24 protein-coding genes are annotated in these 25,416 nt (G+C 45.6%); 8 read left to right on the top strand and 16 right to left on the bottom strand.

Features of this window, described 5'->3' with window-relative positions; genetic code table 11:
- Position 1 precedes the first annotated feature (1 nt).
- Together gspD and gspC are read right to left on the bottom strand one after the other, a co-directional pair.
- Positions 2-2,047 carry a type II secretion system secretin GspD gene (gspD, locus tag NLG07_RS02345; protein WP_254856109.1) on the bottom strand — a complete coding sequence of 682 codons (2,046 nt, stop codon included), beginning with the start codon at positions 2,045-2,047 and terminating at the stop codon, positions 2-4.
- Positions 2,048-2,060: 13 nt separating this feature from the next.
- Complete coding sequence (gspC, locus tag NLG07_RS02340; RefSeq protein WP_254856108.1) at positions 2,061-2,966, bottom strand: type II secretion system protein GspC; 906 nt, start codon at positions 2,964-2,966, stop codon at positions 2,061-2,063.
- 125 nt (positions 2,967-3,091) lie between these two features.
- On the opposite strand from gspC, the gene hslR reads away from it, so the two are divergent.
- Together hslR and hslO are read left to right on the top strand one after the other, a co-directional pair.
- Entirely contained in the window at positions 3,092-3,496 is a 405-nt protein-coding gene (gene hslR / locus NLG07_RS02335) for a ribosome-associated heat shock protein Hsp15 (RefSeq protein WP_254856107.1), read from the top strand.
- A 19-nt stretch (positions 3,497-3,515) separates the two neighbouring features.
- The gene (gene hslO / locus NLG07_RS02330) at positions 3,516-4,409 is read left to right on the top strand and encodes an Hsp33 family molecular chaperone HslO (RefSeq protein WP_254856106.1); all 894 of its coding nucleotides are present in this window, start codon (positions 3,516-3,518) and stop codon (positions 4,407-4,409) included.
- On the opposite strand, the gene envZ is transcribed toward hslO, so the two are convergent.
- The 13 genes from envZ to NLG07_RS02265 form a co-directional block, all read right to left on the bottom strand.
- Complete coding sequence (gene envZ, locus NLG07_RS02325; protein ID WP_254856105.1) at positions 4,406-5,704, bottom strand: two-component system sensor histidine kinase EnvZ; 1,299 nt, start codon at positions 5,702-5,704, stop codon at positions 4,406-4,408. The genes hslO and envZ overlap by 4 nt on opposite strands.
- Before the next feature lie 9 nt (positions 5,705-5,713).
- Complete coding sequence (gene ompR, locus NLG07_RS02320) at positions 5,714-6,448, bottom strand: two-component system response regulator OmpR (RefSeq protein ID WP_254856104.1); 735 nt, start codon at positions 6,446-6,448, stop codon at positions 5,714-5,716.
- Between the two features lie 92 nt (positions 6,449-6,540).
- Positions 6,541-7,443: a phosphoribulokinase gene (locus NLG07_RS02315; protein ID WP_254856103.1), complete on the bottom strand. Its 903-nt coding sequence runs from the start codon at positions 7,441-7,443 to the stop codon at positions 6,541-6,543.
- Positions 7,444-7,562: 119 nt separating this feature from the next.
- Positions 7,563-8,849, bottom strand: coding sequence for a phosphoribosylamine--glycine ligase (gene purD / locus NLG07_RS02310; protein ID WP_254856787.1), 1,287 nt, complete (start codon positions 8,847-8,849; stop codon positions 7,563-7,565).
- A 24-nt stretch (positions 8,850-8,873) separates the two neighbouring features.
- Positions 8,874-10,472, bottom strand: coding sequence for a bifunctional phosphoribosylaminoimidazolecarboxamide formyltransferase/IMP cyclohydrolase (gene purH / locus NLG07_RS02305; RefSeq protein ID WP_254856102.1), 1,599 nt, complete (start codon positions 10,470-10,472; stop codon positions 8,874-8,876).
- Between the two features lie 115 nt (positions 10,473-10,587).
- Positions 10,588-10,881, bottom strand: coding sequence for a DNA-binding transcriptional regulator Fis (fis, locus tag NLG07_RS02300; RefSeq protein ID WP_254856101.1), 294 nt, complete (start codon positions 10,879-10,881; stop codon positions 10,588-10,590).
- A gap of 32 nt (positions 10,882-10,913) precedes the next feature.
- Entirely contained in the window at positions 10,914-11,900 is a 987-nt protein-coding gene (gene dusB, locus NLG07_RS02295) for a tRNA dihydrouridine synthase DusB (protein WP_254856100.1), read from the bottom strand.
- A 160-nt stretch (positions 11,901-12,060) separates the two neighbouring features.
- Positions 12,061-12,939: a 50S ribosomal protein L11 methyltransferase gene (prmA, locus tag NLG07_RS02290; protein WP_254856099.1), complete on the bottom strand. Its 879-nt coding sequence runs from the start codon at positions 12,937-12,939 to the stop codon at positions 12,061-12,063.
- Positions 12,940-12,949: 10 nt separating this feature from the next.
- A complete protein-coding gene (locus NLG07_RS02285; RefSeq protein ID WP_254856098.1) occupies positions 12,950-14,440 on the bottom strand; it encodes a S10 family peptidase in 1,491 nt (496 codons plus the stop codon).
- Between the two features lie 126 nt (positions 14,441-14,566).
- A complete protein-coding gene (locus tag NLG07_RS02280) occupies positions 14,567-14,851 on the bottom strand; it encodes a high-potential iron-sulfur protein (protein ID WP_254856097.1) in 285 nt (94 codons plus the stop codon).
- Between the two features lie 10 nt (positions 14,852-14,861).
- A complete protein-coding gene (locus tag NLG07_RS02275; protein ID WP_254856096.1) occupies positions 14,862-15,029 on the bottom strand; it encodes a hypothetical protein in 168 nt (55 codons plus the stop codon).
- A gap of 23 nt (positions 15,030-15,052) precedes the next feature.
- Positions 15,053-15,664, bottom strand: a complete 612-nt coding sequence (locus NLG07_RS02270; RefSeq protein ID WP_254856095.1) for a flavin reductase family protein — start codon at positions 15,662-15,664, stop codon at positions 15,053-15,055.
- A gap of 1 nt (position 15,665) precedes the next feature.
- Positions 15,666-15,857 carry a CPXCG motif-containing cysteine-rich protein gene (locus NLG07_RS02265; protein WP_254856094.1) on the bottom strand — a complete coding sequence of 64 codons (192 nt, stop codon included), beginning with the start codon at positions 15,855-15,857 and terminating at the stop codon, positions 15,666-15,668.
- A gap of 82 nt (positions 15,858-15,939) precedes the next feature.
- Here NLG07_RS02265 and NLG07_RS02260 point away from each other — a divergent pair, with 82 nt between their 5' ends.
- From NLG07_RS02260 to NLG07_RS02235, 6 genes are all read left to right on the top strand, one after another.
- The gene (locus tag NLG07_RS02260) at positions 15,940-16,188 is read left to right on the top strand and encodes a hypothetical protein (protein WP_254856093.1); all 249 of its coding nucleotides are present in this window, start codon (positions 15,940-15,942) and stop codon (positions 16,186-16,188) included.
- Positions 16,189-16,192: 4 nt separating this feature from the next.
- Positions 16,193-18,322 carry an exonuclease domain-containing protein gene (locus tag NLG07_RS02255; RefSeq protein WP_254856092.1) on the top strand — a complete coding sequence of 710 codons (2,130 nt, stop codon included), beginning with the start codon at positions 16,193-16,195 and terminating at the stop codon, positions 18,320-18,322.
- A gap of 116 nt (positions 18,323-18,438) precedes the next feature.
- The gene (locus NLG07_RS02250) at positions 18,439-18,708 is read left to right on the top strand and encodes a TIGR03643 family protein (protein ID WP_303049222.1); all 270 of its coding nucleotides are present in this window, start codon (positions 18,439-18,441) and stop codon (positions 18,706-18,708) included.
- Between the two features lie 224 nt (positions 18,709-18,932).
- Positions 18,933-19,274, top strand: coding sequence for a DUF4870 domain-containing protein (locus NLG07_RS02245; RefSeq protein ID WP_254856091.1), 342 nt, complete (start codon positions 18,933-18,935; stop codon positions 19,272-19,274).
- A gap of 171 nt (positions 19,275-19,445) precedes the next feature.
- On the top strand, positions 19,446-21,542 hold the full coding sequence (locus tag NLG07_RS02240; RefSeq protein ID WP_254856090.1) for a TonB-dependent siderophore receptor: 2,097 nt from the start codon (positions 19,446-19,448) through the stop codon (positions 21,540-21,542).
- A 235-nt stretch (positions 21,543-21,777) separates the two neighbouring features.
- Positions 21,778-22,392, top strand: coding sequence for a Slp family lipoprotein (locus NLG07_RS02235; RefSeq protein WP_254856089.1), 615 nt, complete (start codon positions 21,778-21,780; stop codon positions 22,390-22,392).
- Positions 22,393-22,497: 105 nt separating this feature from the next.
- Here NLG07_RS02235 and NLG07_RS02230 read toward each other — a convergent pair whose 3' ends face one another.
- Positions 22,498-25,326 (bottom strand): FAD-binding and (Fe-S)-binding domain-containing protein, encoded by a 2,829-nt coding sequence (locus NLG07_RS02230; protein ID WP_254856088.1) that lies wholly within the window; start codon positions 25,324-25,326, stop codon positions 22,498-22,500.
- Positions 25,327-25,416: the final 90 nt, after the last annotated feature.

The raw sequence follows: 25,416 nt of genomic DNA, 5'->3' as shown, positions 1-25,416 counted from the left end.
GCTAGTCGTCTTTTTTGTCTTTGGCTTCAAGGTATTCTTCGAAGCTAGGTGGCAAACTAAGAGCGTCGTCCCATGCTGGCAATTCGGGACCTTTTTTGAATGGCATCAAGGGAATACCATCCGCTTGGCGATCGAGTTGCTGAGCGCGAATGTAATTGTATTTGCGATGCGATATCTCATTCATTGTCGCTGCATCACGGACAATTGAAGGACGTAAGAACACCATCAAGTTGCGCTTGCGCTTACTTGAAGAAGTGGATTTGAATAAGTTTCCGACAATCGGAATATCGCCTAGTAATGGGACTTTGCTGACGCTTTCTTGCACTTCTTCGTCAATTAGTCCTCCCAGCACTATGGTTCCGCCGTCATCGACAATGACCGTAGTTTTGATTTCACGCTTGTTAATGGAAATATCTACCGCAGTCGCGCCAGATACGCTTGAGACTTCTTGTTCAATCAAGAGTTGTACTGCATTGCCTTCGTTGATTTGCGGGGTGACTTTAAGCTTAATACCCACTTCTTCACGATCAACCGACTGAGTTTGTAACTGTGAATTTGAATTAGATGAAATGGCGCCCAAAATCGGCACTTCCTGACCAACAATAAAGAACGCTTCTTCGTTATCCATGGTGGTGAGATGAGGTGTCGCCAAAATATTGGAATTGGTATCAGTCGATACAGCCTGTACAACCGCACCCCAACCATCATCAATGATGCCGGCAATTAAACCATTGGCCCCACCGAGTAATTGAGCCAACGGCTGGAAATTACCTTCCACGGTATCGCTCGAACTGACCACTTCGCCATTGGCGGTGATATTGGTTCGGTTGACCTCGCGATTTTCTGCTTGTCTAGCGGCAACGGCCAGCGCACCGACACCCGCAACCCCGTTTGTGAACTGAGTGCCACCGCCATCTTCAGAAACTACCTGCACGCCAAGTGTGGTGCCGTCTCCTTCGAAAACTTCAACAATAATTGCTTCGACTTGAACTTGTGCGCGGCGAATATCCAGCTGACGAATAACCTCTTCTAGCGACCGCATCATGTCAGGTTCTGCAGTGATGACCAAAGAGTTTGAGTCTTCGTGGGCATCAATACTGACTTCGCGATTGTTGGATTTGGCTTTGCTACCGCCTTGTTCTTCGGCTTGAATGGTTTTGGACACGCCTTCAAGGACTTTGACCAAATCTTGTGCTTTTGCGTAATTCAAAAAAATGACTCGCGTATTACCGCTGGTTTCTAATTCTTGGTCCATGCGGGTAATCAAATTGACTAAGCGCTGACGAGCTTTGACATCCCCAGATACGATGACTGAGTTGGTGCGATCATCGGCCACGACACGGGGGGCGGCTTTACCAGCACTGTTATTGTTGCCTTGAGATTTGTTGATGCTATCAATGATGCGCACCATCTCAGACGCTGAGGCATACTTGAGTTTTACGATTTCGACTTCTTCATCACCGGCGCGGTCGACGCGTTCAATGATTTCTACGAGGCGATTAATGGTCGCAGCACGACCGGTTAACATGATGACATTGGACGCATCGTGACTCACGACATTACCGGCGTTTTGCGTATCGTTGAGTTGCCTTAATAGTGGGGCGAGTTCACGCACGGGCACGTTGTATAGAGGAATAACACGAGTAACCATCTCATCGCCATTGAGTAAGTCATCTTCGACTACCGGCAAGTTAGAGTTCTTAGCATCTTTAGAGCGAATGACTTTGAGCACGCCGTTGGGCATTTCGACCACTGCAAAATCATACACTTCAAGGACGTTTAAGAAAAATTGATAGTACTGCGCTTCGCTTAACAGATCGTAACTGCGCACGGAGATTTTGCCACGCACATTAGGGTCAACAATGATGGTGCGTTTTAGGTTTTTGCCAACGATCGCGATGAACTCATTGATATCGGTATTTTTGAAATTAGGAGAGTACTGTGCCTGAGCAAAACTCGGTTGTGAGAGTGCAGTTAAACCAATGGCAACACTGAGCAATGCCGCGATAGAGGCGTGTCGGAGAAAATGCGAAGAACCAAATAACATATGAATACCTTGTTTACTGCCCAGGCAGTGTTAATGTCAGCGATTGAGTGTTGCCGTTACGCAAAATGGTTAGATCCAGCGTATCGGATTCTTTCAGTGTTTGCATAGCCCGCATGGCCTCGCGTGGCAACGTCAAATCTAATCCGTTTAAGCCGATAATGACATCACCGGCTTTGAGCCCAGCACGGGCAAAAAATTCTGGTTGGCGACCGGGACTGACGCGATAACCAACGATTTCACCATCCACCCGTTCAGGATTAATTGCAATAAAGTCAGCAAATTGAGTTGGGTCATTGCGCAGTTTCGCGACCATGTCTTGGTCGAGCTCTGCTTGGGTCGAGGCTTCCTCGATAACGGGCTCTGCTTGAATAATTTGGGCCTCAGAGGCTTTGACAAAATCCACTCCATCAAGCATCAAGGTTTCTTTTACCCCGCGATTGGAAATGATCACGCGATCGGCAAAGACTTGATGTAAGGACGCTTGTGTGCCGTCGATTTTATCCCCAATACCGTACGTAGCTTGGTTATTACCACGAGAAATGATTGCTGCGCCACCGTCTTTTTCCGTACTTGCGACAACGCCGTTTAAGGTGAGGTTGAGTTTGGTTTCCGGCGCATCGGTGACATCTTGTTCAACGACTTTTGGAGTGGACGCTCTATCGCCAAAAATATTCTGACTCAACAAAATATTGATATTTTTGACATCGTCATTGTCTGAAATGGTCACTGAGCTTTGAATTGAGGGTTGAACTGTACTGGGCGTTTGCGGTTCTGGTATAATCTGCCAAGTGATTTGGCTCAGTATGTATAAGATATAGGCAACTGCCAAGACAGCCACGGTAAGACGTACGGCGTTCTGTGTTGAAGCCGTCCAAAAGCGTGAGCTAAGGCTCTGAGTGATCCCAGTGTGTTGTATCATTGTTATTATCTTATACCGTATGTTGACATTGTGGTGTGTACAGACTGAATTAAGTCTGAATTCGCCAAACAGACACGTCGTCTACAAACCGAATAGTTTATATAACGGATATTACATTTTTACGAATGAAAAATACACCTTCAAACAAAAATGCACCGGAAGTTCGACTGGATAAGTGGTTATGGGCTGCCCGTCTGTTCAAAACACGTAGTTTAGCTCGAACCTCAGTACAAGCTGGCAAAGTACATTACAATGGTCAGCGTACCAAACCAAGTAAGGTCGTGGAGCTTGGCGCAACGGTCAAAGTACCTGCCGGATACGATACGAAGGAGCTGGTGATCAACGAGATCGTTGAACAGCGACGTGGGGCTGCGTTGGTACAAGATATGTATCGTGAAACACAAAGCAGTGTAGAGCAACGAGAGCGGAATGCTCAGGCGCGCAAGCTCAGTGCGTTTCACAGCCCCAAACCTGAGACTAAGCCTGACAAAAAACAGCGGCGTCAGATCATTGAATTAAAACACCAATAAACACCAATTAGAGAAATTTATGTCTTTTGATACATTACAGCGTTATTTGTTTAATCAAGCCAATGTGCGTGGCGAACTGGTACAACTACAAAGTGCCTACCAGTCGATTTTGGATTCGTATGCGTATCCACCTCAGATCCAAACTTTACTTGGAGAGCTAATGGCTGCGACCAGTTTATTGAACGCGACATTAAAGTTTGAAGGTGAAATAGGCCTGCAAATTCAAAGCGAAGGCATTGTCAAATACGCGGTTGTCAATGGTACCCATGATTTGAAATTGCGCGGGGTTGCTCGTTGGGATGAGACCGTGACAGAGTTACCGGATAATTTTTCGGATTTGTTTCACAAAGGCTTTTTGGTGATAACGATCACGCCCAAAGAAGGTGAGCGCTATCAGGGGATAGTTGGCTTAGACCAACCGTCCCTTTCCGCCTGTATCGAGGAGTATTTCCTGCAATCTGAGCAGCTTGCCACACAAGTGCGCTTGTTTGCGAGGCATGAAGCACCGGCAATGGCAGGTGGAACATTATTGCAAATCTTGCCGACCTCTTCAGAAGCCACTAATGTGGCCGAGACCACCGAGTTCTCACACCTTTCAGCGTTGACCGAAACACTAACGCCAGAGGAATTATTCACGTTACCGGCCAATGATGTGTTATACCGCTTATATCATCAAGAAGAAGTTGAAGTGTTCACCCCAGCGCCAATTGTGTTTGAATGTCATTGCTCACGCAACAAAACCATGGCTGCACTGCGCAATATTGATGTAAATGAGTTAAACGCGATCATTGCAGAAGAAGGCAGTATTGTGATGAATTGCCAATTTTGTCACAGCGAATATCGCTTTGATGAGATGGATGTGGCATCCATTCATGCGGGTTTTTCGCCCGATGCAGATGGCCAAAATAACTAGTCTTTAACCAGTGGCAGGTTGACCTCTGCCACAAAGCCTCCATCAGGGTGATTAAAATAACTAATCTCACCGTGATGCAGATCCACAATGCGTTTAATGATTGCCAGCCCTAAACCCGACCCCTTAGAACCTCGAGAACTATCGCCTCGGGCAAATGGCTGGCTTAAAGTCGCGATTTGCTCAGCGGGGATCCCCTCTCCAAAATCTCGTACTTGAAAAGTGACAAAGTTACTTTTTTTGCGGTACAAGGAGTGGATCTCCAAATGATTAGAGCCATAGCGAAAGGCGTTTTCGACCAAGTTATCCATCACGCGCTTAATGGCTACTTTGCGCAGTTTGGTGTTGGGAACCGATTGCAGTTTTTGCGCAATGGTGTGATCGTCATCAAAATGCCGCGCTTGCACCACCTCTTCAATTAAGTCATTGATGTTACACATCTCACCGCCTTCTTCATGGCGGGAATTACGAGCAAAATCAATAAATTGGTCGATAATGTCGTTCATATCTTCAATATCGTGCTCAATCCCATCTGCAATCCACTGATTGTCATCATCGAGCATTTCGACAGCCAGTCTAATTCGTGTCAGTGGCGTGCGCAGATCATGCGATATGCCAGCTGTCATTATATTGCGGTCTGCTTCAAGTTGTTTGATACCTTGCGCCATATTATTGAAAGCTTTGGTCACATCTTGAATTTCTTCGGTGCCGGTAGGCGTAATCGGTGGGGGAAACTCGCCACGGCCAACTTGGTTCGCGGCTTGTTGTAGCGCGCGCATGGGTTGGGTCATGCGTTTGACAAACACATAGCTGCCAATGACGGATAAAAGGCTTATTACCAACAAGACAATAGTAAGAGGAGAAAAATTATTCTCAGTCACGCCTTGCATTGGGATCACAATCCAAAGATTGGGATACGAATCGATTTGCAGCCAAATCCGATACGGGGCATCAGTGGACACTCGAACATCACTTGTTTGACCTAATTCATTGGAGATTTGATTGGACATAAAATGGTAAAACGTCGCTTGAGCAAGACCTTTGTCAACCGCTTCATCTTGATTGTAAAAGCGAATATTAGAGGATTTAGCAAACTCGTCGCGTCGTTCAGAGGGCCCCAATAAGTCCTGTAATAACATAGTGTGAACTTGCTTGGCGATCAAAGAGTTGATTTGTTGTGAACTGGGCTGGATAAAATAATAAGCAACGGAGCCATAGGAGACGACTTGATTGACCAGCAACAAGACGCCAATCAATAAAACGGTCTGACCAAAGGCAGATTTAGGAGTCAAACGCATTGATGACGATTAGACCGAAGAGCCATCGGGCACAAACACATACCCCAAGCCCCACACGGTTTGAATGTAACGTGGATTTTGCGGATCTTTTTCGAGCATTCGACGCAAGCGCGAGACTTGTACATCAATACTGCGCTCAAGGGCACCATAGTCTCGCCCACGAGCTAAGTTCATGAGTTTGTCACGGGATAACGGTTCACGGGGATGGGTTACTAGAGATTTTAGGACAGCAAACTCACCACTGGTGAGTGTCATCGGTTTGCCCTCTGCGCTCATTTCGCGAGTGGCAAGGTTGAGCTTGTAGACACCAAATTCAATGATCTGTTCTTCTTGTGCTGGTGCGCCAGGTGCTTCAGACGTTTTGCGTCTGAGTACCGCTTTGGCCCGAGCAAGGAGTTCGCGAGGGTTAAAAGGCTTTGGCAAATAATCGTCTGCGCCCATCTCCAAACCGATAATGCGGTCGACTTCATCGCCTTTGGCGGTCAGCATGATAATAGGAATGGCGTTGTCTTTGCTGCGCAAACGCTGACAGATAGAAAGCCCGTCTTCTCCGGGTAACATTAAATCCAAAACAATTAAATGAAAGTTCTCGCGTTCAAGCAAACGATCCATTTGTTCGGCGTTCGCCGCGGAGCGTACCTGAAATCCTTGTTCCACCAAATAGCGTTCGAGCAGACTGCGCAAGCGCATATCGTCGTCGACCACCAAAATTTTGGATGTTTCTTGCCCCATAAAAAATCCCATATACATTGCCTTGATTGGATTACTATAAGCTAAGCGTAGCAAAGACAAAAGCGCTAATTAGTTACAGTATCAATGCAGGTTGTTACAAAATGTTATTTGCCTTGTAGCCAATCCAATTGTGTTTTGTTGCTTTGACCTCGATGGAGTATTTCTTCAATGAGCGGGGTCAAAATCAACTCCATGGCTAATCCCATCTTACCACCCGGAACAACCAGTGTATTAACACGTGACATAAAGGCGCCATCAATCATTTGTAGCAGGTAGGGAAAATTGATGTTTTTCATTTCACGACGGAATCTCACCACCACAAAACTTTCATCTTGCGTGGGTATTTCACGCGCACTGAATGGGTTGGATGTATCGACGGTCGGCACGCGCTGAAAATTGACATGTGTTCGAGAGAACTGAGGGGTAATGTATTGGAAGTAATCATCAAGCGAACGCACAATGCTGCTCATCACGGCTTCTCGGCTATGACCGCGATCCGTGGTGTCACGAACGATTTTTTGGATCCATTCAAGATTTACGATAGGTACCATGCCAACGAGCAAATCAACGTGTTTGGCCACATCAATGTCGTCGGTTTTCACTCCCCCATGTAAGCCCTCATAGAACAACACATCGGTTTCACTTGGTAGGTCTTGCCATGGCGTAAAGGTGCCTGGCATCTGATTGTAAGGCACGGCTTCATCAAAAGTATGTAAGTATTCACGTGTTTGACCCGTTCCGTTATGACCATATTGTGTAAATAAATTTTCGAGTAAAGCAAAGTCATTAGCGACTGGGCCAAAATAACTGATATGGCGCCCTTGCTCCTGCGCTTTGCGGATTTCTATTTCCATTTCTGGTCGGGTAAAGCGATGAAAACTGTCGCCACTGACTACAGCCGCATTGATATCAAGCGTGCGAAAAATATGCCGAATGGCATTGGTTGTTGTCGTGGTACCAGCGCCGGAAGAGCCCGTGATGGCAATAATGGGATGCTTGGCTGACATAACCGCTTACCTTTGTACTGATCATTATTATTCCTGCATGTAGTATACGCAGAAGCGGGATAAAAGCTACTATTGAAAAAAAGGAGGCCGCAGCCTCCTTTAATCAATGAGCAAAACAGTTACTCAGCTTCTCGAGCAATCGCTCGATAGGCAATGTCTTTGCGATAGAACATGTCTTGCCAGTCAATATGAGACGCCAGTGCATAGGCATTGGCTTGCGCTTCGGTAACCGTCGCACCCATTGCAGTGGCACATAACACTCGACCACCTGCTGTAACGACTTCATCACCAGCAAGGGCAGTACCAGCGTGAAATACTTTGGCATCCGCCGATTCACCTTGGCCTAAACCACTGATAGCCAAGCCTTTGGCATAGCTACCTGGATAACCGCCAGCGGCTAACACCACACCCACTGCAGGGCGAGGATCAAATTCAATGGTGCGTCCAGCTAGCTCACCTTTGGTAGCGGCGAGACACAACTCAACCAAATCAGACTGTAGGCGCATCATAATCGGCTGAGTCTCTGGGTCGCCAAAGCGGCAGTTGTACTCGATGACTTTTGGTGTACCATCAGCTGTGATCATTAAACCGGCATACAAGAAACCAGTGTAGGGATTGCCTTCTGCTGCCATGCCTTGCACCGTGGGTTCAATCACTTCACGCATCACGCGGTCATGAATTTCAGAGGTAACCACTGGCGCTGGAGAATACGCACCCATTCCACCGGTATTCAGCCCTGTATCGCCATCACCGACACGCTTGTGATCTTGTGAGGTTGCAAACGTCGCAATGTTTGCGCCATCTACCATGACAATAAAACTGGCTTCTTCACCATCGAGGAATTCTTCAATGACCACACGAGAGCCCGCTTCACCAAAAGCATTACCCGCTAACATATCGCGAATCGCATCTTCTGCTTCTCTCAATGTCATGGCAACAATTACGCCTTTACCCGCAGCCAAACCGTCGGCTTTGACGACAATCGGCGCACCTTTTTCACGCACATAGGCAAGGGCTGGCTCGATTTCGGTAAAGTTTTGATATTCCGCTGTTGGGATATTGTGACGCGCTAAGAAATCTTTGGTAAAGGCCTTTGAGCCTTCCAATTGAGCTGCGCCTGCCGTCGGACCAAAACAGGCTAAATCCGCTTCGTTGAATGCATCCACTACGCCAATGACCAATGGCGCTTCTGGGCCCACAATGGTCAAATCAATCGCATTGTCTTGGGCAAACGCAACCAGTGCTTCAATATCTTCTACACCAATAGCGACGTTTTCTAATTTTGGTTCGTTTGCCGTGCCAGCATTACCTGGGGCGACAAAGACTTTTTCAACACCCGCGCATTGAGAGGCTTTCCACGCCAGTGCGTGTTCACGACCACCGCTACCAATAATTAAAATTTGCATCATTTTGCTCCTGTTTAATCTGAATTAATGACGGAAGTGACGCATGCCGGTAAAGACCATTGCAATACCCGCTTCATCTGCTGCCGCAATGACTTCCTCATCACGCATTGAACCACCTGGCTGGATCACTGCCGTAATACCGGCTGCAGCGGCGGCATCAATACCATCGCGGAATGGGAAGAAGGCATCTGACGCCATCACTGAGCCTTTGACTTCTAGGTTTTCGTCAGCCGCTTTGATGCCAGCGATTTTGGCAGAATATACACGGCTCATCTGACCTGCACCCACACCGATAGTCATTCCGTCTTTACAATAGACAATGGCGTTAGATTTGACGTATTTTGCGACTTTCCAAGTGAACATCAAATCTTGGAGTTCGCTTTCAGTTGGCGCCCGTTTGGTAACGACTTTTAAATCGTCCATTTCGACCATGCCAAAGTCGCGATCTTGAATGAGCAATCCACCATTGACGCGTTTAAAGTCATAGCCGTCAGTTAACTGGCCATGCCAATCGCCACATGCTAATACGCGGACGTTTTGTTTGGCACTCAAGACTTGGGCGGCTTCATCCGCAATCGTTGGCGCAATGATCACTTCCACAAATTGCCGGTCAATGATCGCTTGCGCAGTCGCCGCGTCTAACTCACGGTTGAAGGCGATGATGCCACCAAACGCAGAAGTTGGGTCAGTTTTATAGGCACGTTCATACGCAGATAAAATATCGTCACCTAAGGCAACACCACATGGGTTAGCGTGTTTCACAATCACACAAGCTGGTACATCGAACTCTTTAACACACTCTAATGCGGCATCCGTATCAGCAATGTTGTTAAACGACAGTTCTTTACCTTGTAACTGCTCAGCGGTTGCAACCGACGCTTCTTGAATGTCATTTTCAACATAAAAAGCAGCCGATTGGTGAGAGTTTTCGCCGTAGCGCAAATCTTGTTTTTTGGTCAGTTGCATGTTGTAAGTGCGGGGGAACTCACTGTGTTCATGGCCGCAGTCTTCCGCACATTCTTGAGTATCAAGACGCGCGCCAAAGTAATTAGCGATCATGCCATCGTATTCTGCTGTGTGTTCAAATGCTTTAATGGCAAGGTCGAAACGCGTTTGATAGCTCAAGCCACCCGCGTTCTCGTTCATTTCTTCTAATACCACAGCATAGTCAGAAGCGTTGACGACAATAGTGACATCTTTGTGGTTTTTGGCTGCGGCGCGCACCATAGTCGGTCCACCGATATCGATGTTTTCAATGGCGTCTTCTAGAGAACAATCTGGGTTTGCTACTGTTGCTGCAAAGGGGTATAGGTTCACAACTACTAAGTCAATTGGACCAATATTGTTTTGTTCCATTACGGCTTCGTCAGTACCGCGACGCGCCAAGATACCACCGTGGATTTTGGGATGTAAGGTCTTTACGCGACCGTCCATGATTTCCGGATGGCCCGTGTAATCAGAGACCTCAATAACGTTCAAACCGGCTTCTGCTAATAATTTTGCAGTACCACCGGTAGATAATAATTCAATGTCTTGGGCCGCAAGGGCGGTGGCAAATTCGACAATACCGGTTTTGTCAGAAACGCTTAACAAAGCGCGACGAATGGGTTGGCTAGTACTCATATAACTCTTCTTGCTAGATAAAAAATAAGGTGGGCGTATAACTTACTGTAGTGCACTTAATACAAATGAAAAGAGCACCCAAAGGTGCTCTAATCTGCGCTTAAGCGCGAACGACTTAGCTCATTCCGTATTGCTTGAGCTTCTTGCGTAATGTACCGCGATTGATGCCCATCATGATCGCAGCTTTAGTTTGGTTGCCACGAGTATAAGTCATCACTTCTTCCAGTAAAGGCGCTTCAACTTCGCTCAATACCATGTCATACAAGGTTTCAATTTGGTTGTTTTCTAATTGTTTTAGGTACTTATTGACCGCTTGCTTAACCGATTCACGCAGTGGCTTTTGCGCAGTCGTTTGGGCGGGCGTAGTTACAATGGTCGTAAATGGAGAAGTTGCATTTTGATCAAACATAATCGAATACTGCTCTTTGTTAAAGTTATCAATTAAGCGACAGAGACACACTCATCTGTCGTTTCAGAAAAAAACATTTTGATGCTTTCGAGTTGCGCTTCAGCGGTCTCTAATGCATTAAAATGCCCACGAAATTGACGTCCTTGATCAAGCTGCGCCATGTACCACACCACATGTTTGCGCGCGATGCGCACGCCGCTAATACCGCCGTAAAAAGCGTGTATGTTAGCTATGTGTTCAAGCATTACAGAGCACTGCTCAGCCAACGTGGGTTTAGGCAAAATTTGTCCCGTCTCGAGGTAATGGATAATTTCACGAAACAGCCAAGGATTACCTTGCGCGCCTCGTCCAATCATCACCCCGTCAGCACCGGTGTATGTCAATACTTCAGCGGCTTTCTGCGGTGTTGTAATATCACCGTTGGCAATCACTGGAATCGATACCGCAGCTTTAATCGCTTTGATGGTGTCGTATTCTGCATTGCCCTTGTACATGTCCGCACGAGTGCGACCGTGTACCGCTAGAGACTGTATACCGTACTGTTGTGCAAGTTGAGCAATGAACACGCCGTTGCGATGTTCTGGATCCCAACCTGTACGGATCTTCAAGGTCACAGGTACTTCAACAGCATTCACTACCGCATCCAAAATCGCTTCCACTTGATCCGGATATTGTAGCAAGGCAGAACCTGCGAGCTTTTTGTTTACTTTCTTTGCAGGACAACCCATATTGATATCGATGATCTGTGCACCGTTTGCAACATTGTGTTGTGCCGCCTCAGCCATGAGATGCGGGTCTGAACCCGCTATTTGAACAGAGCGAACTCCATGTTCACCACTGTGGTCCATGCGCATTTTGGATTTCTCGGTGTGCCACACTTTTGGATTGCTTGAGAGCATCTCAGACACCACAAGCCCAGCACCCATCCTCTTGCACATTTGTCGGAACGGTCGGTCAGTGACTCCTGCCATCGGCGCTAAAAATACATTGTTGTCCAAAGTATATGGCCCGATGCGCATGAATACCTCTTATCTGTACTCTATTTCAGCTTGAATAAAAAACATCCATATCGTACAAAAAATAGCCCGTTTCCATAAAGGGAGTGAGATATTACGCTTTTTTTGTCGGTTTGCAAAGTATAATAATTAACCAAATTGCAATTATTTTGCTTGACAATAATTAGCGCTTTGTTCCATTAATACTAGCCCACTCACCGGAATGTGCAATGTGGTCAATAACAAAAAATTCTGAATACAGATTGGCAATTTCTTCAGCTTGTTCTACCAAGATACCTGAGAGGATGATTTGGCCACCGGATTGACAATATCCGGCAATGATTGTTTTGAGTTCACGTAATGGCGCTGCGAGGATATTTGCCAGTACGACATCGTATTGTTGCGCCGGCGCATGCTCTGGCAAAAAGGCTTCGACTTGTGCACTGACGTGATTGCGTGACGCATTTTCTCGCGTGGCTTGCAGTGCTTGTGGATCAATATCAATTCCGACCATGGCAGAGGCACCTAATTTGACTGCAGCGACGCCTAAAATCCCAGAGCCACAGCCAAAATCCAATACCGATTTGCCCGTTAGATCCAGTCCATCAAGCCATTGCAAACACAATGCAGTGGTTGCATGGGTGCCGGTCCCAAATGCCAGACCCGGATCCAACATGACATTGACCGCATTGGGTTCAGGGATCTCACGCCACGATGGACAGATCCACAACCGCTTGCCAAATTGCATGGCGTGGAAGTTTTCCATCCATTCACGCTCCCAATCTTTGTCTTCAAGAGGATCAAGCACGTAGACAAAATCCTCACCTAAAATCCGCGCCTTGGAGAGACGCGTAATCACCGCTTGCATATCCATCTCGGCGGGAAACAAACCTATGACTTGGGTATCCGGCCACAGCATGACCTCGCCAGGTTTTGGTTCGTATAAAGGCGTATCTTTGGCGTCGACAAAGGTTACGGCCTGAGCACCATTGGCACTGAGCATGTCGCCTAAGCTTTCAGCGTGCTCGGCGATCATATTGATTTTGAGTTGGATATAAGCCATGAAAAAGAAATTACTCTTGAGTTAAAAAAGCGCGCATATCATCGGCCAGCGCTTTAAGTGAAGGATGATGAATATACATCATGTGTCCTGCTTCATAATACTTCATGGTCACACGAGACAAATCGATGTCATTGTGATGCATAGAGTGTTCCGTCGCAAAAAACGGTGTCGCTAGGTCATAATAACCGTTGGCGACGAAAATTCTAAAATCTTTATTTTGTTTTTGTGCGGTCGCCAAAAATGGCGTGACGTTCAAAAAGCCCTGGGATCGAGCGTTGCGTTCATACAACCAGTTCCAGTTGCTAAACACGTTACCACTCAAAATATGATAGCGCACGTTGCGCTTCACGTTGAGTTCAGTGCGGAAATAATCATTGATGGCTGCGGTATAGGCGCCGTCTATGGCGTATGCGGAGGGATCCGCTTCAAATTGATAACTGATGTTATCGGTATTTTGGCCAACATAGCGACTGTCTAAGCGACCCACACGAATGCCACGTTCACGCAATAACGCTTTCATGAATTGAAATTCATTGATGCGCAGATTGGATAATCGCAAAAACTCGGCTGATAGGCCTGTAAATCGTTGTAACTGCTTACTTACCTCGAAGCGCTCTAAATCTGTTGCTCTTTGACCTTTTAACAACGTTGTTGCATAGTCATTGAGCGCAAATTCTCTTACCTCATCCAAAAAGGCTTCTAGCGATACAAAACCAGTGCGGTCAATCGCCTGATGATACCATGCGGTAGCTGCATAGGTGGGCAAAAACGTGATGTAAGGTAGGTCATTGCCCGCTTTAAAATCTCCAGTTTGAAAATCCACTATGGAGGAAATCAAAAATACCCCGCTCAAGTCATACGAGCCCCAACCCTCTTGCAGTTCTTTGACCATAGCACCTGCGCGAGTGGTGCCGTAACTTTCCCCAGATAAGTATTTCGGACGGTTAAATAAGTTATACTCTCGGGTAAAACTGCGCACAAATTCAGACATAATCACAGCGTCTTCTTTGACGCCCCAAAAATCTTTGTTTTCACCGACGCCAATGGCACGTGAATACCCCGTTCCAGGAGGGTCAATAAAGACCATATCGGCAATATCAATTAAGCTGTCAGGATTATCTAATATTGCATAGGGTGGGGAACCGACGGCTTCAGCATCCGAACCAATAACGACCTTCTTTGGTCCATAAATACCCATGTGCAGCCACACACTCGACGACCCAGGCCCACCGTTAAAAATAAATAATACAGGGCGGTTGGGGTTTTTGGTATTGGTCCGAAAATAAGCGGTACTGAATATATTAGCAATGGCCTCGCCAGCTTCATTCAGGATATGCGTATCGCCAGCAATAACCTCATATTTGATGGTTTTATCTTGAATTTTGATTGAGTGTTCCGTGATTGAGCGAACCGGCTCAGGCACTGATGTGGATTCAGCCAACGTCATTGTGGATGTCACACAGAGCGCGAACACAGAACAAATTATGATTGCTAATTTCATTGTTGTTTCCCTAACCCTTATTATGTGTTTTGTCGTCAGGACTAAGTGTACAGAGGCAGTGGAGGGAATACAATCAGAAGGGATGAGCTTGGCTTACACAATCGTAAGCCAAGCAATGGCTTTACTTTAAGGCTTCTTGGTCCAGACGTTACACCAGCCCTTAGAAGACACTTTCTTACTAGGGAATAAGGCGCAAGGTAACCAATCTTCACCTTGAGCTTGGATATATGCACAGTTATTACAGTACTGGCCTTCCACCTTGGATTCATGGGTGTATTTGAGTGCAGCCGCTTGTGGATCAGAAGGATCCACTTGTTCCGCATGAGCGCGTAGGGCAACACCGCCAAAGGTAACGCCGATTAAAGACGCACCTGACCACTTTAAGAAGTCACGTCGGTTTAAGTTTTTCATTGTAGTTTCCTCATTCGTTTAAATTTGATTCGTCTTTATTATCAGTATTGGAATCATTATATTCGCGTTCTTCGCTGGGAAGTTTGATCACAAACAAGATTATGCCAATTACCAGTACCGCGGCAATACCGCAAATAATGATTAGTTGGTCAAAATTTGGGTCGAGATTAGTCGTCATATTCTATTTGTTGTTCTTTGTCGCTAAGCTTTAGCGTACTCATATTGAGCGATGCGTTGGATTTTATGATAACTATCTAAACCGGTAATACCAATAGTATCAATCGCTTCGATGTCTAAATAGCCGGTTTCAGAAACGATCTTTTCGTCAACAAATACTTCCACAATTTGGCCAATGACCAATTCAGTCTGATTGATGTCGAGCTTTTGAATGTCTTGTACCTCAAGGCCGATCCGCAGGTGAGATTCTTGTACATAAGGCGCTTTAAACTCGTGTGAATAAAAAGGTGTCAGGCCCGTTGCCGTAAACTCAGATTCATCTTCAGGATAACGCGCAGACGTTTGATGGGCAGCTTGCGCAATCGAACTGTTGACGTGATTGAGAGTGAATAATCCGGTTTCTTTCATATTTCGCAGGCTATCGCGTGGCACGGTATGAGGACGCATTAACACCCCCATTAAGGGAGGGTTTGCGCCAACGTGAAACACAGAGCTTACGATGGCTAGATTCTCAATGCCATTGCGACCTTTGGTTCCGACTAAGTTAGCCGATTTAACACCCGATAACGAATTGACGAAGTTCGCGCGATAAAACTTGTCCATGTGTCCCAGATCACTGGGTGTATAACATTTCATATTATTCATCATCCCGTTTGGCAATAATTTCTAGTCCAAAACCACTGTCATGAACGTATACTTCAATAGGCGCACAGCAAATTTGGCAATCGACGATTTGTTGTTGCCCCAAATCGTTGTGCAGGTCGACCTCAATGTCGTTGACGACCATGCAATATGGACACTCGAAAGTGTTCGCTTCAGTTAAACTCATAGATACTCCTTTACTAGTGATACGCAATAACCCACAAAAAGAGTCAAAAAAAAAGCACGGCACCTGTCCTTTATGTGGACGCGTGGTCCACTTGACGTTTCATCATCTGATCCCGCGTAAAATGCACCGCCGCACGTTTTTTCGCAAACATTTCGATAAAGCGATGTTGAATCAAGGCATCGAAATATGCCGCATGTGCCACACCGGATTACATAAACGCTATGATGAGATGACGTTGGCGAAGCATTACGACACACTTGATAAAATCCTAGCCGATCCCGAACTGCAACAGCATTTTGCTTGGGTTGCTAAGCAAAAACGCGTATTCTAAATGTATGCGTAAAGTCCTTCCAACCTTTTATTATCTTGATCATTTTGCTGAGTTTTTGCAGTTTTTAACCCAGTACAATGCGCATTTGTTGCGCCCACAAGATATTGAATTCATTACTGTATTTCGGGATCAACCAAAAGATGTGCAGTGTGTGTTGGTGCGCAGCCTCAATCGCAAATACCCTTTTTTGGCACATCATACCTTTGGGTATGATGAAATATCCGACCCGGAAGACGCCATTATCGAATGTCATCGCCTAGGTTGGTTTACCCTGATCCCACAAAGTGAATATCGAACTTGGCTTGCGCAGTTGACTAAAGGGGAATTATTTGGGTTATGTGATGAGTTAGCGCTTCCAGCACCAGCTAAATCAGTCGCAAAACCACATATTTTAGAATGGGTTGAAGCGAGAACAGAGTACGCGCAAGTACGGGAAACGGCATTGCTGCAAAGTTATAGTTATCGCTTGGTTGATGAGGTAATTGAATATGGCTTGTTCTTGTTTTTTGGCCATTTGTCGGGGCGACTGAATCAGTTTTCGATGCGGGATTTGGGCATTATGCGTACGCGCAAACAAGTGACAGAAGGGGCGCGATATCAGCATCTAGATGATGCCCAAACGCACTATTACTGGTCGGTTGCCCTGCGCGATGTGAAACGTGCCAACAAACATGGTTTACCACTACCAGCGCCGGTAGAAGATATTGAGACTCTTAACGGAGTAGGGCAGGAGCTCAGGGATATATATTGGTTTATGTATGGTAAGCGTTGTTTTGCGACCGAGCCGAAATTGGCTGTGCAGTATTGGCGCAAATCTCAACACAGCGACGCCATTGCCAAACGTTTGCGCTATGAATATCAGCATGGTGACAAAGACCAAGTGATTGCCGAATGTGAGGCGCTGATTGAGGAGCCGCCCAACGAGGTCGTTTTGTTTTTTGCGCTGGATTTTTTGGCGCGTAAAACCAAGCAAAAACGCACGAGCATGCTAACCGATTGGCTTCGCAGCGGCAGTGATCTCATCACGTTGGATGAAATTCACCGCAATCGAGTCGAGTTCGCGTGTGTGGAGGTTTATCAACAGCGAGGTATCGAAGCGTACCGTATGGAAAACGAGCCATGGCGCGCATTGTTTGGACTTGTGTTTTGGCCGCTGTTGTTTGATCCAAATAATCCAGCGGGTAATGAGTTTGACCACAGGCCATATCATCTCATTCATAATAATCTTTACACCGAGCGGGCTGATGGCGTTGAAGCTGAACTTGCCAAGCTGCAAGACCCTGGCAAAGCGGAGCGATTGTTACTGCAACGAGCGACGCAATACTACGGTCAAAGCAATGGGATCTTTCGTTGGCACAAAGTCATTCATCAGCGTATGGTGCGTTTTTTTAAATACCTTAAAAGTGAGCAAATCACCAGTATGCTTCGGGCAATGGCACAAAACTACGCGATGTATTGCGATGGGTTTCCTGATATTGCGATTGTCGAAAATGGGCAGTTTATTTTTAAAGAAATCAAAGCTCAAGGTGATGTGCTGCGCAAAAACCAGCTAGTGACCTTGGCCAAAATGCGTGAACTGGGGATCGCGGTAGACATTACACGGGTGGAATGGGGTGTTGATCCAGACCAGATTTATGTGGTGGTTGATATCGAAACCACAGGGGGACGAGCCGGTAATCACCGGATTACTGAAATCGGCGCGGTCAAACTGCAACATGGCAATGTCATTGATGAATGGCAAAGCCTGCTCAATCCCGAGCGTATGATCCCAAAAAATATCACTGCGTTGACAGGCATTGATCAGAGCATGGTGGCTAATGCCCCTCGTTTTGCCGAGATTGCTGATAGTTTGCGGAAGTTTATGGAGGGAACGATTTTTGTCGCACACAATGTCAATTTTGATTATGGCTTTATTAAAGCCGAATATGAACGACTGGGCGAGCGCTTTAGCATGCCTAAGTTGTGTACGGTTCAGCAAATGCGACGAACTTATCCCAAATTACCATCCTATTCACTGGCTAATTTGACCAAGCATTTTGGGATCAGCATGACCCGTCATCACCGAGCGATGTCGGATGCGGTAGCCGCGAGTGAATTGCTCAATATCATTAATCAAGCGCGCAATGAAAACTAATCTTGCATAGATTACGTATATGATGTTTTTATTCAAAATAGTTTCAAACAATGCACCCAGACGATTTTCCCAAAACCCCTCAATCTGAATCGGCCAAACATCGTTCAGTGCGAGAGGTGGCTTCAACTGAACTTGACCCAGAACAAGTCTCTCGAGTGATTGAAATGGCGTGGGAAGACCGCACTCCGTTTGAAGCGATTGAAGCGTTGTTCGGTTTACCCGAAAAAGACGTCATCAAATTGATGAGAGCCAACCTCAAGCGCAAAACGTTCAACAATTGGCGAGCTAGAGTATCCGGTAGAGCCACGAAACACGGCGCATTGCGTAGTCCAGATGTGAATCGAGGGTATTGTCCTACGCAGTACAAAGCAGTGCGTAAGCGCTGACATCCGCTTGCTGAGTGAACTACCCCGCGACAGAGCAAGTCTGATCACGGGGTTTTCTCGCATAAATTTGATAAAATTTGAATTGGGTAAATTTTTGTTCCGGCGAAAGTCGCATTTCATATTGTCTCAACTATATTTAAAGTACCGATCCCTCTAAATCTTGTCGTTGAGAGGTCGTTAACTATCACATCACACTCACCAAATAAGGAAGGATATATATGGGTATGTTGGAATCTTCACCTGTGGTCAGCACGACAACGGATTCAACTGACGCAAAGAACACCGCTATGGTCATGTGGCTAATGAGCAGTGTTTTGGGCGTGATCGCTGGGTTGTTATTCGCGTTTATGCAACGCTCAGAGCCTTATGTTCAAGCACAGGCCAAAGAATGTATGAATTGGGGCATTACCGTGTTGGTGGTATTGATTGTTGGAGCAATAGTCTTTTCAGCCAGTATTATGCCATTCATCGCCATTGCAAACGTGCTTTTTGCTCTAATGGGCGCAATTGCAAGCTCAACGGGATTAAGTTTTAGCGTGCCGTTGAAGTTACGTTTGCTCAAATAATCTTTGTGTCATCCTATGCTATTAAACCGGTCGTATGGCCGGCTTTTTTGTGTAAAGTGATTCTAATACCATTATCTTAATGAGAATTGTTTGCATTAAGGTTTGTTTTCTACTATATTAGCTCCCGAATTGATTTATAGCATACATCGCTCTATAAAAGGGAAGCACCACTTGAAACACTCACTCACATCACTTACTTGCGCAATTGCCATGACTTTTCCGGCCATCGCCACTACGACCGCAGTAGATATCGAAACCATTGAAGTCAAAGCCAAGAACTTATCTGTCAATCATTCCAACGCGGTGAAGACTCCGACTCCGATTTTGGATGTTCCACAGAGTTTATCTATCCTAACGGCAAGTGAAATTGAAGGTCGTGGTATCACAAGCATCAGCCAAATTATCGATTACACCCCAGGCGTAAACACGTCGCAGGGTGAAGGCCATCGTGATTCAGTGGTATTTCGTGGTGTGCGTTCTTCTGCAGACTTTTTTATCGATGGCAATCGCGATGACGTGCAGTATTACCGTGCGCTGTATAATGTAGAGCAAGTTGAGATTCTGCGTGGTCCAAATGCGTTGTTGTTTGGTCGTGGCGGTACCGGTGGTGTACTGAATCGAGTGAGCAAACGCGCTGAACTAGATGATGCCAAAAAATCTACCTATACGTTAAGCGCAGATACTTTTGGCGGGGTGATGGGTACCATTGATACAAACCATGTCTTAAATGATGACTCTGCTTTGCGTTTGAATGTGATGATCGAAAATCTAGAAGGCGACAGAGATTTTTACGATGGTGAGCGCATTGGCTTTAATCCAACATATCGCTATCAGTTAAGTGATTTTACCCGCATCGATTTGTCCTATGAATATATCGATCACGAGCGCTTCATCGATCGAGGCATACCGACGGGCGCAGATGGCCGACCAGTGGATCGTTTACAGAATATCGTGTTTGGTGATCCTGATAACAATTACCACACGGTCAAGGCGAACACCTTCCGTGCCAATATTGAGCACCAATTCAGTGAAAACACTAAAGGTAATTTCAACGTGTATTATGGCGATTTTGCAAAGCTATACGTGAACTTCTATGCAACCGCGTTCGAACCTGCCACGGATGAAGTGGAGTTGGATGGTTACATTGATGAAACTGAACGTAAAAATACCGTATTGTCAGGCAATATCATCAGTGAGTTTAATACAGGCGATATTGAACATACGTTTATGACGGGTATCGAGTACATTCGAACTGATTCTTATCAATACCGTTACAACCCTGTCTTTAGTACCAATAGCGATGATCGTGAGACGTTTTTGGCCACTCGTCCACTCGCCTTTAATGCTTTATCGGGAACGACATTTGGCAATGAAGCGTTCACGGTTGCGTTTACCGATCTCAATGACATGACCGATGTGGATTTGGTAGTTACTTCTTTTTATATCCAAGATGAAATCGCCTTGTCTGAACAGTTTGACCTTGTGCTTGGTGCGCGTTTCGACCGTTTTGATATTACCGTGGATAATATGAAAGTTGATGAAGTGCGTTCACGTGTTGATGATGAAGTCTCGCCTCGTGCAGGGTTTATCTACAAACCACAAGAAAATATTTCATTGTATATAAGTTACAGCGAATCGTTCTTGCCGCGTTCCGGTGAACAGTACGCCAATATCAATGGCAATAATAATCAGTTGGACCCGGATACCTTCACCAACCGTGAAGTGGGTATCAAATGGGACTTTGCTGAGACCTTGAGTTTCACTGCTGCAATGTTTGAAAATGAGCAATCTTCACCGCAAACGGCAGATAACGATCCTGCGACATTAGATGTGATTGATTCGCAAATTGAAGGCTTTGAAATGCAATTATTGGGTCAGTTGAATGAACGCTTTAGCTTTAGTGTGAATTTCTCACAGCTTGATGGTGAGATTGTCAATCGCTCCGGCAATACTGGATTAACCCCGCGTGAGTTACCAGAATCAACCTACTCAGCTTGGGCTCAATATGAAATCAATGACCAAGCCGGTATAAGCCTAGGTGTGACTTATCAAGACGAGAGCTTCATCGACAATAGCAACTCAGCAGTGTTGCCAAGTTACACGCGCATCGATTTGGCTGGTTATTATGAATTCTCGGATGACTTGCGCTTACAGTTGCATATCGAGAATGCCACTGATGAGCTGTACTTCCCGAATGCACACTCTACGCATCAAGCGACTGTGGCAGAGCCTGTGAATGCGAAACTGAAGTTGATAGGTTCATTTTAATTTTAAGTATTAAGTCCAAAAGATAAAACCCAGCTTCTACTGGGTTTTTCATCTTTAGGATATATGTAAAAAGTTCTCAACAATTGAATGATTCAGAACCACGGATAGCGGGCGCAGAGGCATCTTGAAATTTTTATTGTGCTACTACATTTAATTAAATTTCAAAGTAAGGTTCATAAAACTGTAATTATTTTATACATATTATAAAACCTCTTTAATTCATGAGAAAATTAATATGAAGTTTAAAACCTTGATTTTAACTTTGACGACTATTGCTTGCTCAGCATGCACTACTACAAACCCGGTAAAAGAATTTAGCATTGAAAAAGACATTTCTGTTACAGAAGTAGTGGAAACTACCAGCGAAGGACATATGGTAAGGTGGGGTGGTGAAGTTTTGGATATTAAATATTTAGGTAAGAATTCATTAATTATTTTACAAGTAACAGAGCAAAATAGATATATCCGCCCTGATCCTGTAAAAAAAATAGATGATAAATTTCAAGTTGTTATCTTTACACCTAACTTTAATGCAACAGAAGAATACCGTACAGGCGATTTAATTACGTTTATTGGAAATGCAAAAAGGATACAAGCAAATGAGAAATCTTATGTTATTAGGGTGATTCCTGAAGCGATATATTCTTGGTTGGATTTGAGAGAAAATCGCCAGTACGATTCAACAGGTATCATTGCTATGTCTAGTATTGAAAATCAATATTTAACAGGTGCCATTGATTCACCTTGGTCTTCACAGGATGAGACTGATCCAATGATGCGACGTAAGCCTGTATTCACCGTACCTAAAAAGAAAAGTAAAAATTTAGTTTTGTTTAAAATATCATCCTAATCAAAATAATAAGTAGCCCGTACCTTGCTAAAGTCGAGGGTGGGCTACTTATTACTCTATATCTATTGCAGTTTAAATTGTCCGCTCTGCACTCACAGCCGACCCTCAAGATTCTGCCGTGCTGACCTCATCCAATAAGAACAACACGTTTTGATAATCAATGCCCGAATGTTGTGACAATCCAATCTCACAAGTCCTAGAATTACTATATCCCGTTGTGCATTTGCCTTGCACCTGCTGACGAAGCCCTTTCAAGGCACTGGCATTGAGTTCTGGTAACGTCATTCCTTTATCTCCGGCAAACCCGCAACAATGGATCCCCTCTGGTTCGATGATGATCTCTGCGCAGGTTTTAGCAAGGGTGCGCAAATGCTCTGCGATCCCCATTTTTTGACTACTGCAGGTAACATGCAGCGCAACGGGCTCGGTTTTAGGCGTAATCGTTAGTTGCGACAAAATATGCTCGACCACAAACTCGGTCGTTTCATAGATGGGTAATACTGAGCCGTGTTCTTTTAGGCGAAGCTTGCATGGACTCGTATCAAAGACAATGGGGTATTCGCCGTGTTTGGAGTAATGGTTTAAGCGTTGTAGTAATTCATTTGCCTTATCTTGAGCTGTATGTGGAAACCCTTTGGAGTGAAACGGCATGCCGCAACATTGACCGTCGATGTTATTGGGTAAAATGACTTCATACCCAGCCTTTTCAAAGACGCTAAGCACCACCTCAGGCACACTGCGTTGTTCACGTGCCTCTGGAGTTGCCCCCATATTGCGCGTGGCACAACTGGGGAAATAAACCACTTTTTTGTCTGTAGACTGTGTGGTACGAGGAATGTTATTGGCGCCTTGGGGATATTTGGCAAACCACAAAGGTATCGTGCCTCTTGAGGATTTGTGCAATATCGAGCCGACTTTATCTGTGTTATCACGACCAAGAATACGACTGATTTTGGCTGCACCATTAAGACTCGTTTTGACGACACCGGTAATACTATCAAATTGCTTCGCACTGAACTGCGCAATGACCTGACCGAATTTACCGCGCTGTTCGGCACGTAATGCTCTCACCAAATCACCCGTATTAATGCCGACTGGGCAACGTTCGGCACACAATCCAGTCGCGGCACAGGTATCGATACCAAAATACTGATAATCGTATTCGAGTTGTCCCAGTTCTTGGCGCTCTGAATCAATCAAATACCCCTTGTCTTTGAGTTGTTGAATGCGACGCCATACTGCAATTCGCTGGCGCGGGGTAAAGGTCAATTCTTTGGAGGGGCACACCACCTCACAGAACCCACATTCGATACATTTGTCGACAATTTCATTAGCAGCTGGCAGGGCTTTGAGGTTTTTAATGTGGACGTTGTTATCATCATTCAAAATCACACCGGGATTAAGCACATAGGTCGGATCCATGATCTGCTTGACTTGTTGCATCACGCGATAGGCTTTTTCGCCCCATTCGAGTTCAACAAACGGTGCCATATTGCGACCCGTACCATGTTCAGCTTTGAGCGACCCACCAAAACGTACTGCTACGAGATGAGCCACATCTTGCATGAAGGCATCATAACGCGCGATTTGCTCATCCGTATCAAACGCTTGAGTAAACACAAAGTGCAAATTACCGGCCAAGGCATGTCCAAAGATGATGGCTTCATCGTATTGATATTTGACAAATAATTCATGTAAGCCTTGTACACCTTGCGCGAGGGCTTCACTGGGGAATGAGACATCTTCGATGATAACGGTAGTACCCGTCTCACGCACAGCGCCTACAGCGGGGAAAGTCGCTTTGCGAATGGCCCATAGCTGTGTCGCAAGTGTTTTGTCGGTGGTAAAAGTCACTTGCTCGATGGGGGCAAAGCCGGCCACAATTGCTTCTAGCTCTTCAATTTGAGAGGCCAATGTTGTGGCATCCGGTGCTGCCGTTTCAATTAATAAGGCAGTACATTGTGGGTCGCGATCGCAAAAGCTCAGTGGTAATCCTGGTTTGCCTTTGACACTATCCAACGCGCGTTGGTCAAGAAGCTCAGCTGCATCCACGGGAGCCGACTGCAGGCGAGAGGTCAAATCACAGGCCTGAGTCGCATTGGCAAACAAATATAGGCCAGTAGCACGATGAGGGTGTTCGACGACCGTGTTGTATGTAATATCAGCTATGAAACCAAGAGTACCTTCGGAACCCACCATGAGATGCATCAATATATCAATGGGATCGGTAAAATCCGTTAACGCATTAACGGCATAGCCAGTGGTGTTTTTGAGGCGATATTTGTGCGCAATGAGTGCACACAGTTCGCTGTCTCTTTGCACATCTCGGGCAAGGGCGCTTAGATTGTCAAGCAAATCTTGATGGGAAACCTGAAAACTGGCGACGGATTGCGGATCAGCGGTATTTAATATGGTGCCATCCGCCAGCACAATGGTCATCGCCGCGACAGTATAAAAGGTATTGTTCGCAACACCACAGCACATACCCGAGGCATTGTTTGCGGCAATACCGCCAATTTTGCAGCTGTTAATGGATGCGGGGTCCGGACCAATCTTGCGTCCGTATGGGGCTAAGTATTTATTAGCATCTGCACCAACAACTCCGGGCTGTAGCGTGATTTGTTTACCCTGATTATGGATCGTGTGACCACGCCATTCTCCACTCAATGTAATCAATACCGAATCGGTAATGGCTTGGCCAGACAGACTTGTACCTGCTGCGCGAAATGTCACAGGCACATTGTGCAAAAAACTCAGTGCCAACACATCTTGGACTTCTTCAAGTGAATCAAGATGCACGATCAGCAACGGGGTCAGCTGATAAAAACTCGCATCCGTGGCATAGGCTCTGCGTCTTGAGATATCTTCAATTAGCTGGTCCGGTGCAAGGCGTTCGCGCAGTGCACTGAGATAAGACGAGTTAAGAGTGTGCATACAAAGCCCATATTAATATTGCTAGTCAGTAGCTGATAATAGATGTTGTATCAAGATAAATAAATAGTCGCATGGTCATAAATTAGTTTC

The organism is Alteromonas sp. LMIT006 (assembly GCF_024300645.1).
GTDB classification, from domain to species: Bacteria; Pseudomonadota; Gammaproteobacteria; order Enterobacterales; family Alteromonadaceae; genus Opacimonas; species Opacimonas immobilis.
This window is presented reverse-complemented; position numbering and strand designations above follow the sequence as displayed.

Excerpts from the sequence above, each read along its gene's own strand:
- dusB (WP_254856100.1), bottom strand. The coding sequence starts at position 11,900 with ATGCGCATCGGGCCATATACTTTGGACAACAATGTATTTTTAGCGCCG.
- envZ (WP_254856105.1), bottom strand. The coding sequence starts at position 5,704 with ATGCGTTTGACTCCTAAATCTGCCTTTGGTCAGACCGTTTTATTGATT.
- gspC (WP_254856108.1), bottom strand. The coding sequence starts at position 2,966 with ATGATACAACACACTGGGATCACTCAGAGCCTTAGCTCACGCTTTTGG.
- purD (WP_254856787.1), bottom strand. The coding sequence starts at position 8,849 with ATGCAAATTTTAATTATTGGTAGCGGTGGTCGTGAACACGCACTGGCG.
- NLG07_RS02255 (WP_254856092.1), top strand. The coding sequence starts at position 16,193 with ATGCGTAAAGTCCTTCCAACCTTTTATTATCTTGATCATTTTGCTGAG.
- NLG07_RS02285 (WP_254856098.1), bottom strand. The coding sequence starts at position 14,440 with ATGAAATTAGCAATCATAATTTGTTCTGTGTTCGCGCTCTGTGTGACA.
- NLG07_RS02315 (WP_254856103.1), bottom strand. The coding sequence starts at position 7,443 with ATGTCAGCCAAGCATCCCATTATTGCCATCACGGGCTCTTCCGGCGCT.
- NLG07_RS02270 (WP_254856095.1), bottom strand. The coding sequence starts at position 15,664 with ATGAAATGTTATACACCCAGTGATCTGGGACACATGGACAAGTTTTAT.
- NLG07_RS02280 (WP_254856097.1), bottom strand. The coding sequence starts at position 14,851 with ATGAAAAACTTAAACCGACGTGACTTCTTAAAGTGGTCAGGTGCGTCT.
- NLG07_RS02275 (WP_254856096.1), bottom strand. The coding sequence starts at position 15,029 with ATGACGACTAATCTCGACCCAAATTTTGACCAACTAATCATTATTTGC.
- prmA (WP_254856099.1), bottom strand. The coding sequence starts at position 12,939 with ATGGCTTATATCCAACTCAAAATCAATATGATCGCCGAGCACGCTGAA.
- NLG07_RS02230 (WP_254856088.1), bottom strand. The coding sequence starts at position 25,326 with ATGCACACTCTTAACTCGTCTTATCTCAGTGCACTGCGCGAACGCCTT.
- purH (WP_254856102.1), bottom strand. The coding sequence starts at position 10,472 with ATGAGTACTAGCCAACCCATTCGTCGCGCTTTGTTAAGCGTTTCTGAC.
- NLG07_RS02235 (WP_254856089.1), top strand. The coding sequence starts at position 21,778 with ATGAAGTTTAAAACCTTGATTTTAACTTTGACGACTATTGCTTGCTCA.
- ompR (WP_254856104.1), bottom strand. The coding sequence starts at position 6,448 with ATGGGATTTTTTATGGGGCAAGAAACATCCAAAATTTTGGTGGTCGAC.
- NLG07_RS02245 (WP_254856091.1), top strand. The coding sequence starts at position 18,933 with ATGTTGGAATCTTCACCTGTGGTCAGCACGACAACGGATTCAACTGAC.
- fis (WP_254856101.1), bottom strand. The coding sequence starts at position 10,881 with ATGTTTGATCAAAATGCAACTTCTCCATTTACGACCATTGTAACTACG.
- hslO (WP_254856106.1), top strand. The coding sequence starts at position 3,516 with ATGTCTTTTGATACATTACAGCGTTATTTGTTTAATCAAGCCAATGTG.
- gspD (WP_254856109.1), bottom strand. The coding sequence starts at position 2,047 with ATGTTATTTGGTTCTTCGCATTTTCTCCGACACGCCTCTATCGCGGCA.
- hslR (WP_254856107.1), top strand. The coding sequence starts at position 3,092 with ATGAAAAATACACCTTCAAACAAAAATGCACCGGAAGTTCGACTGGAT.
- NLG07_RS02265 (WP_254856094.1), bottom strand. The coding sequence starts at position 15,857 with ATGAGTTTAACTGAAGCGAACACTTTCGAGTGTCCATATTGCATGGTC.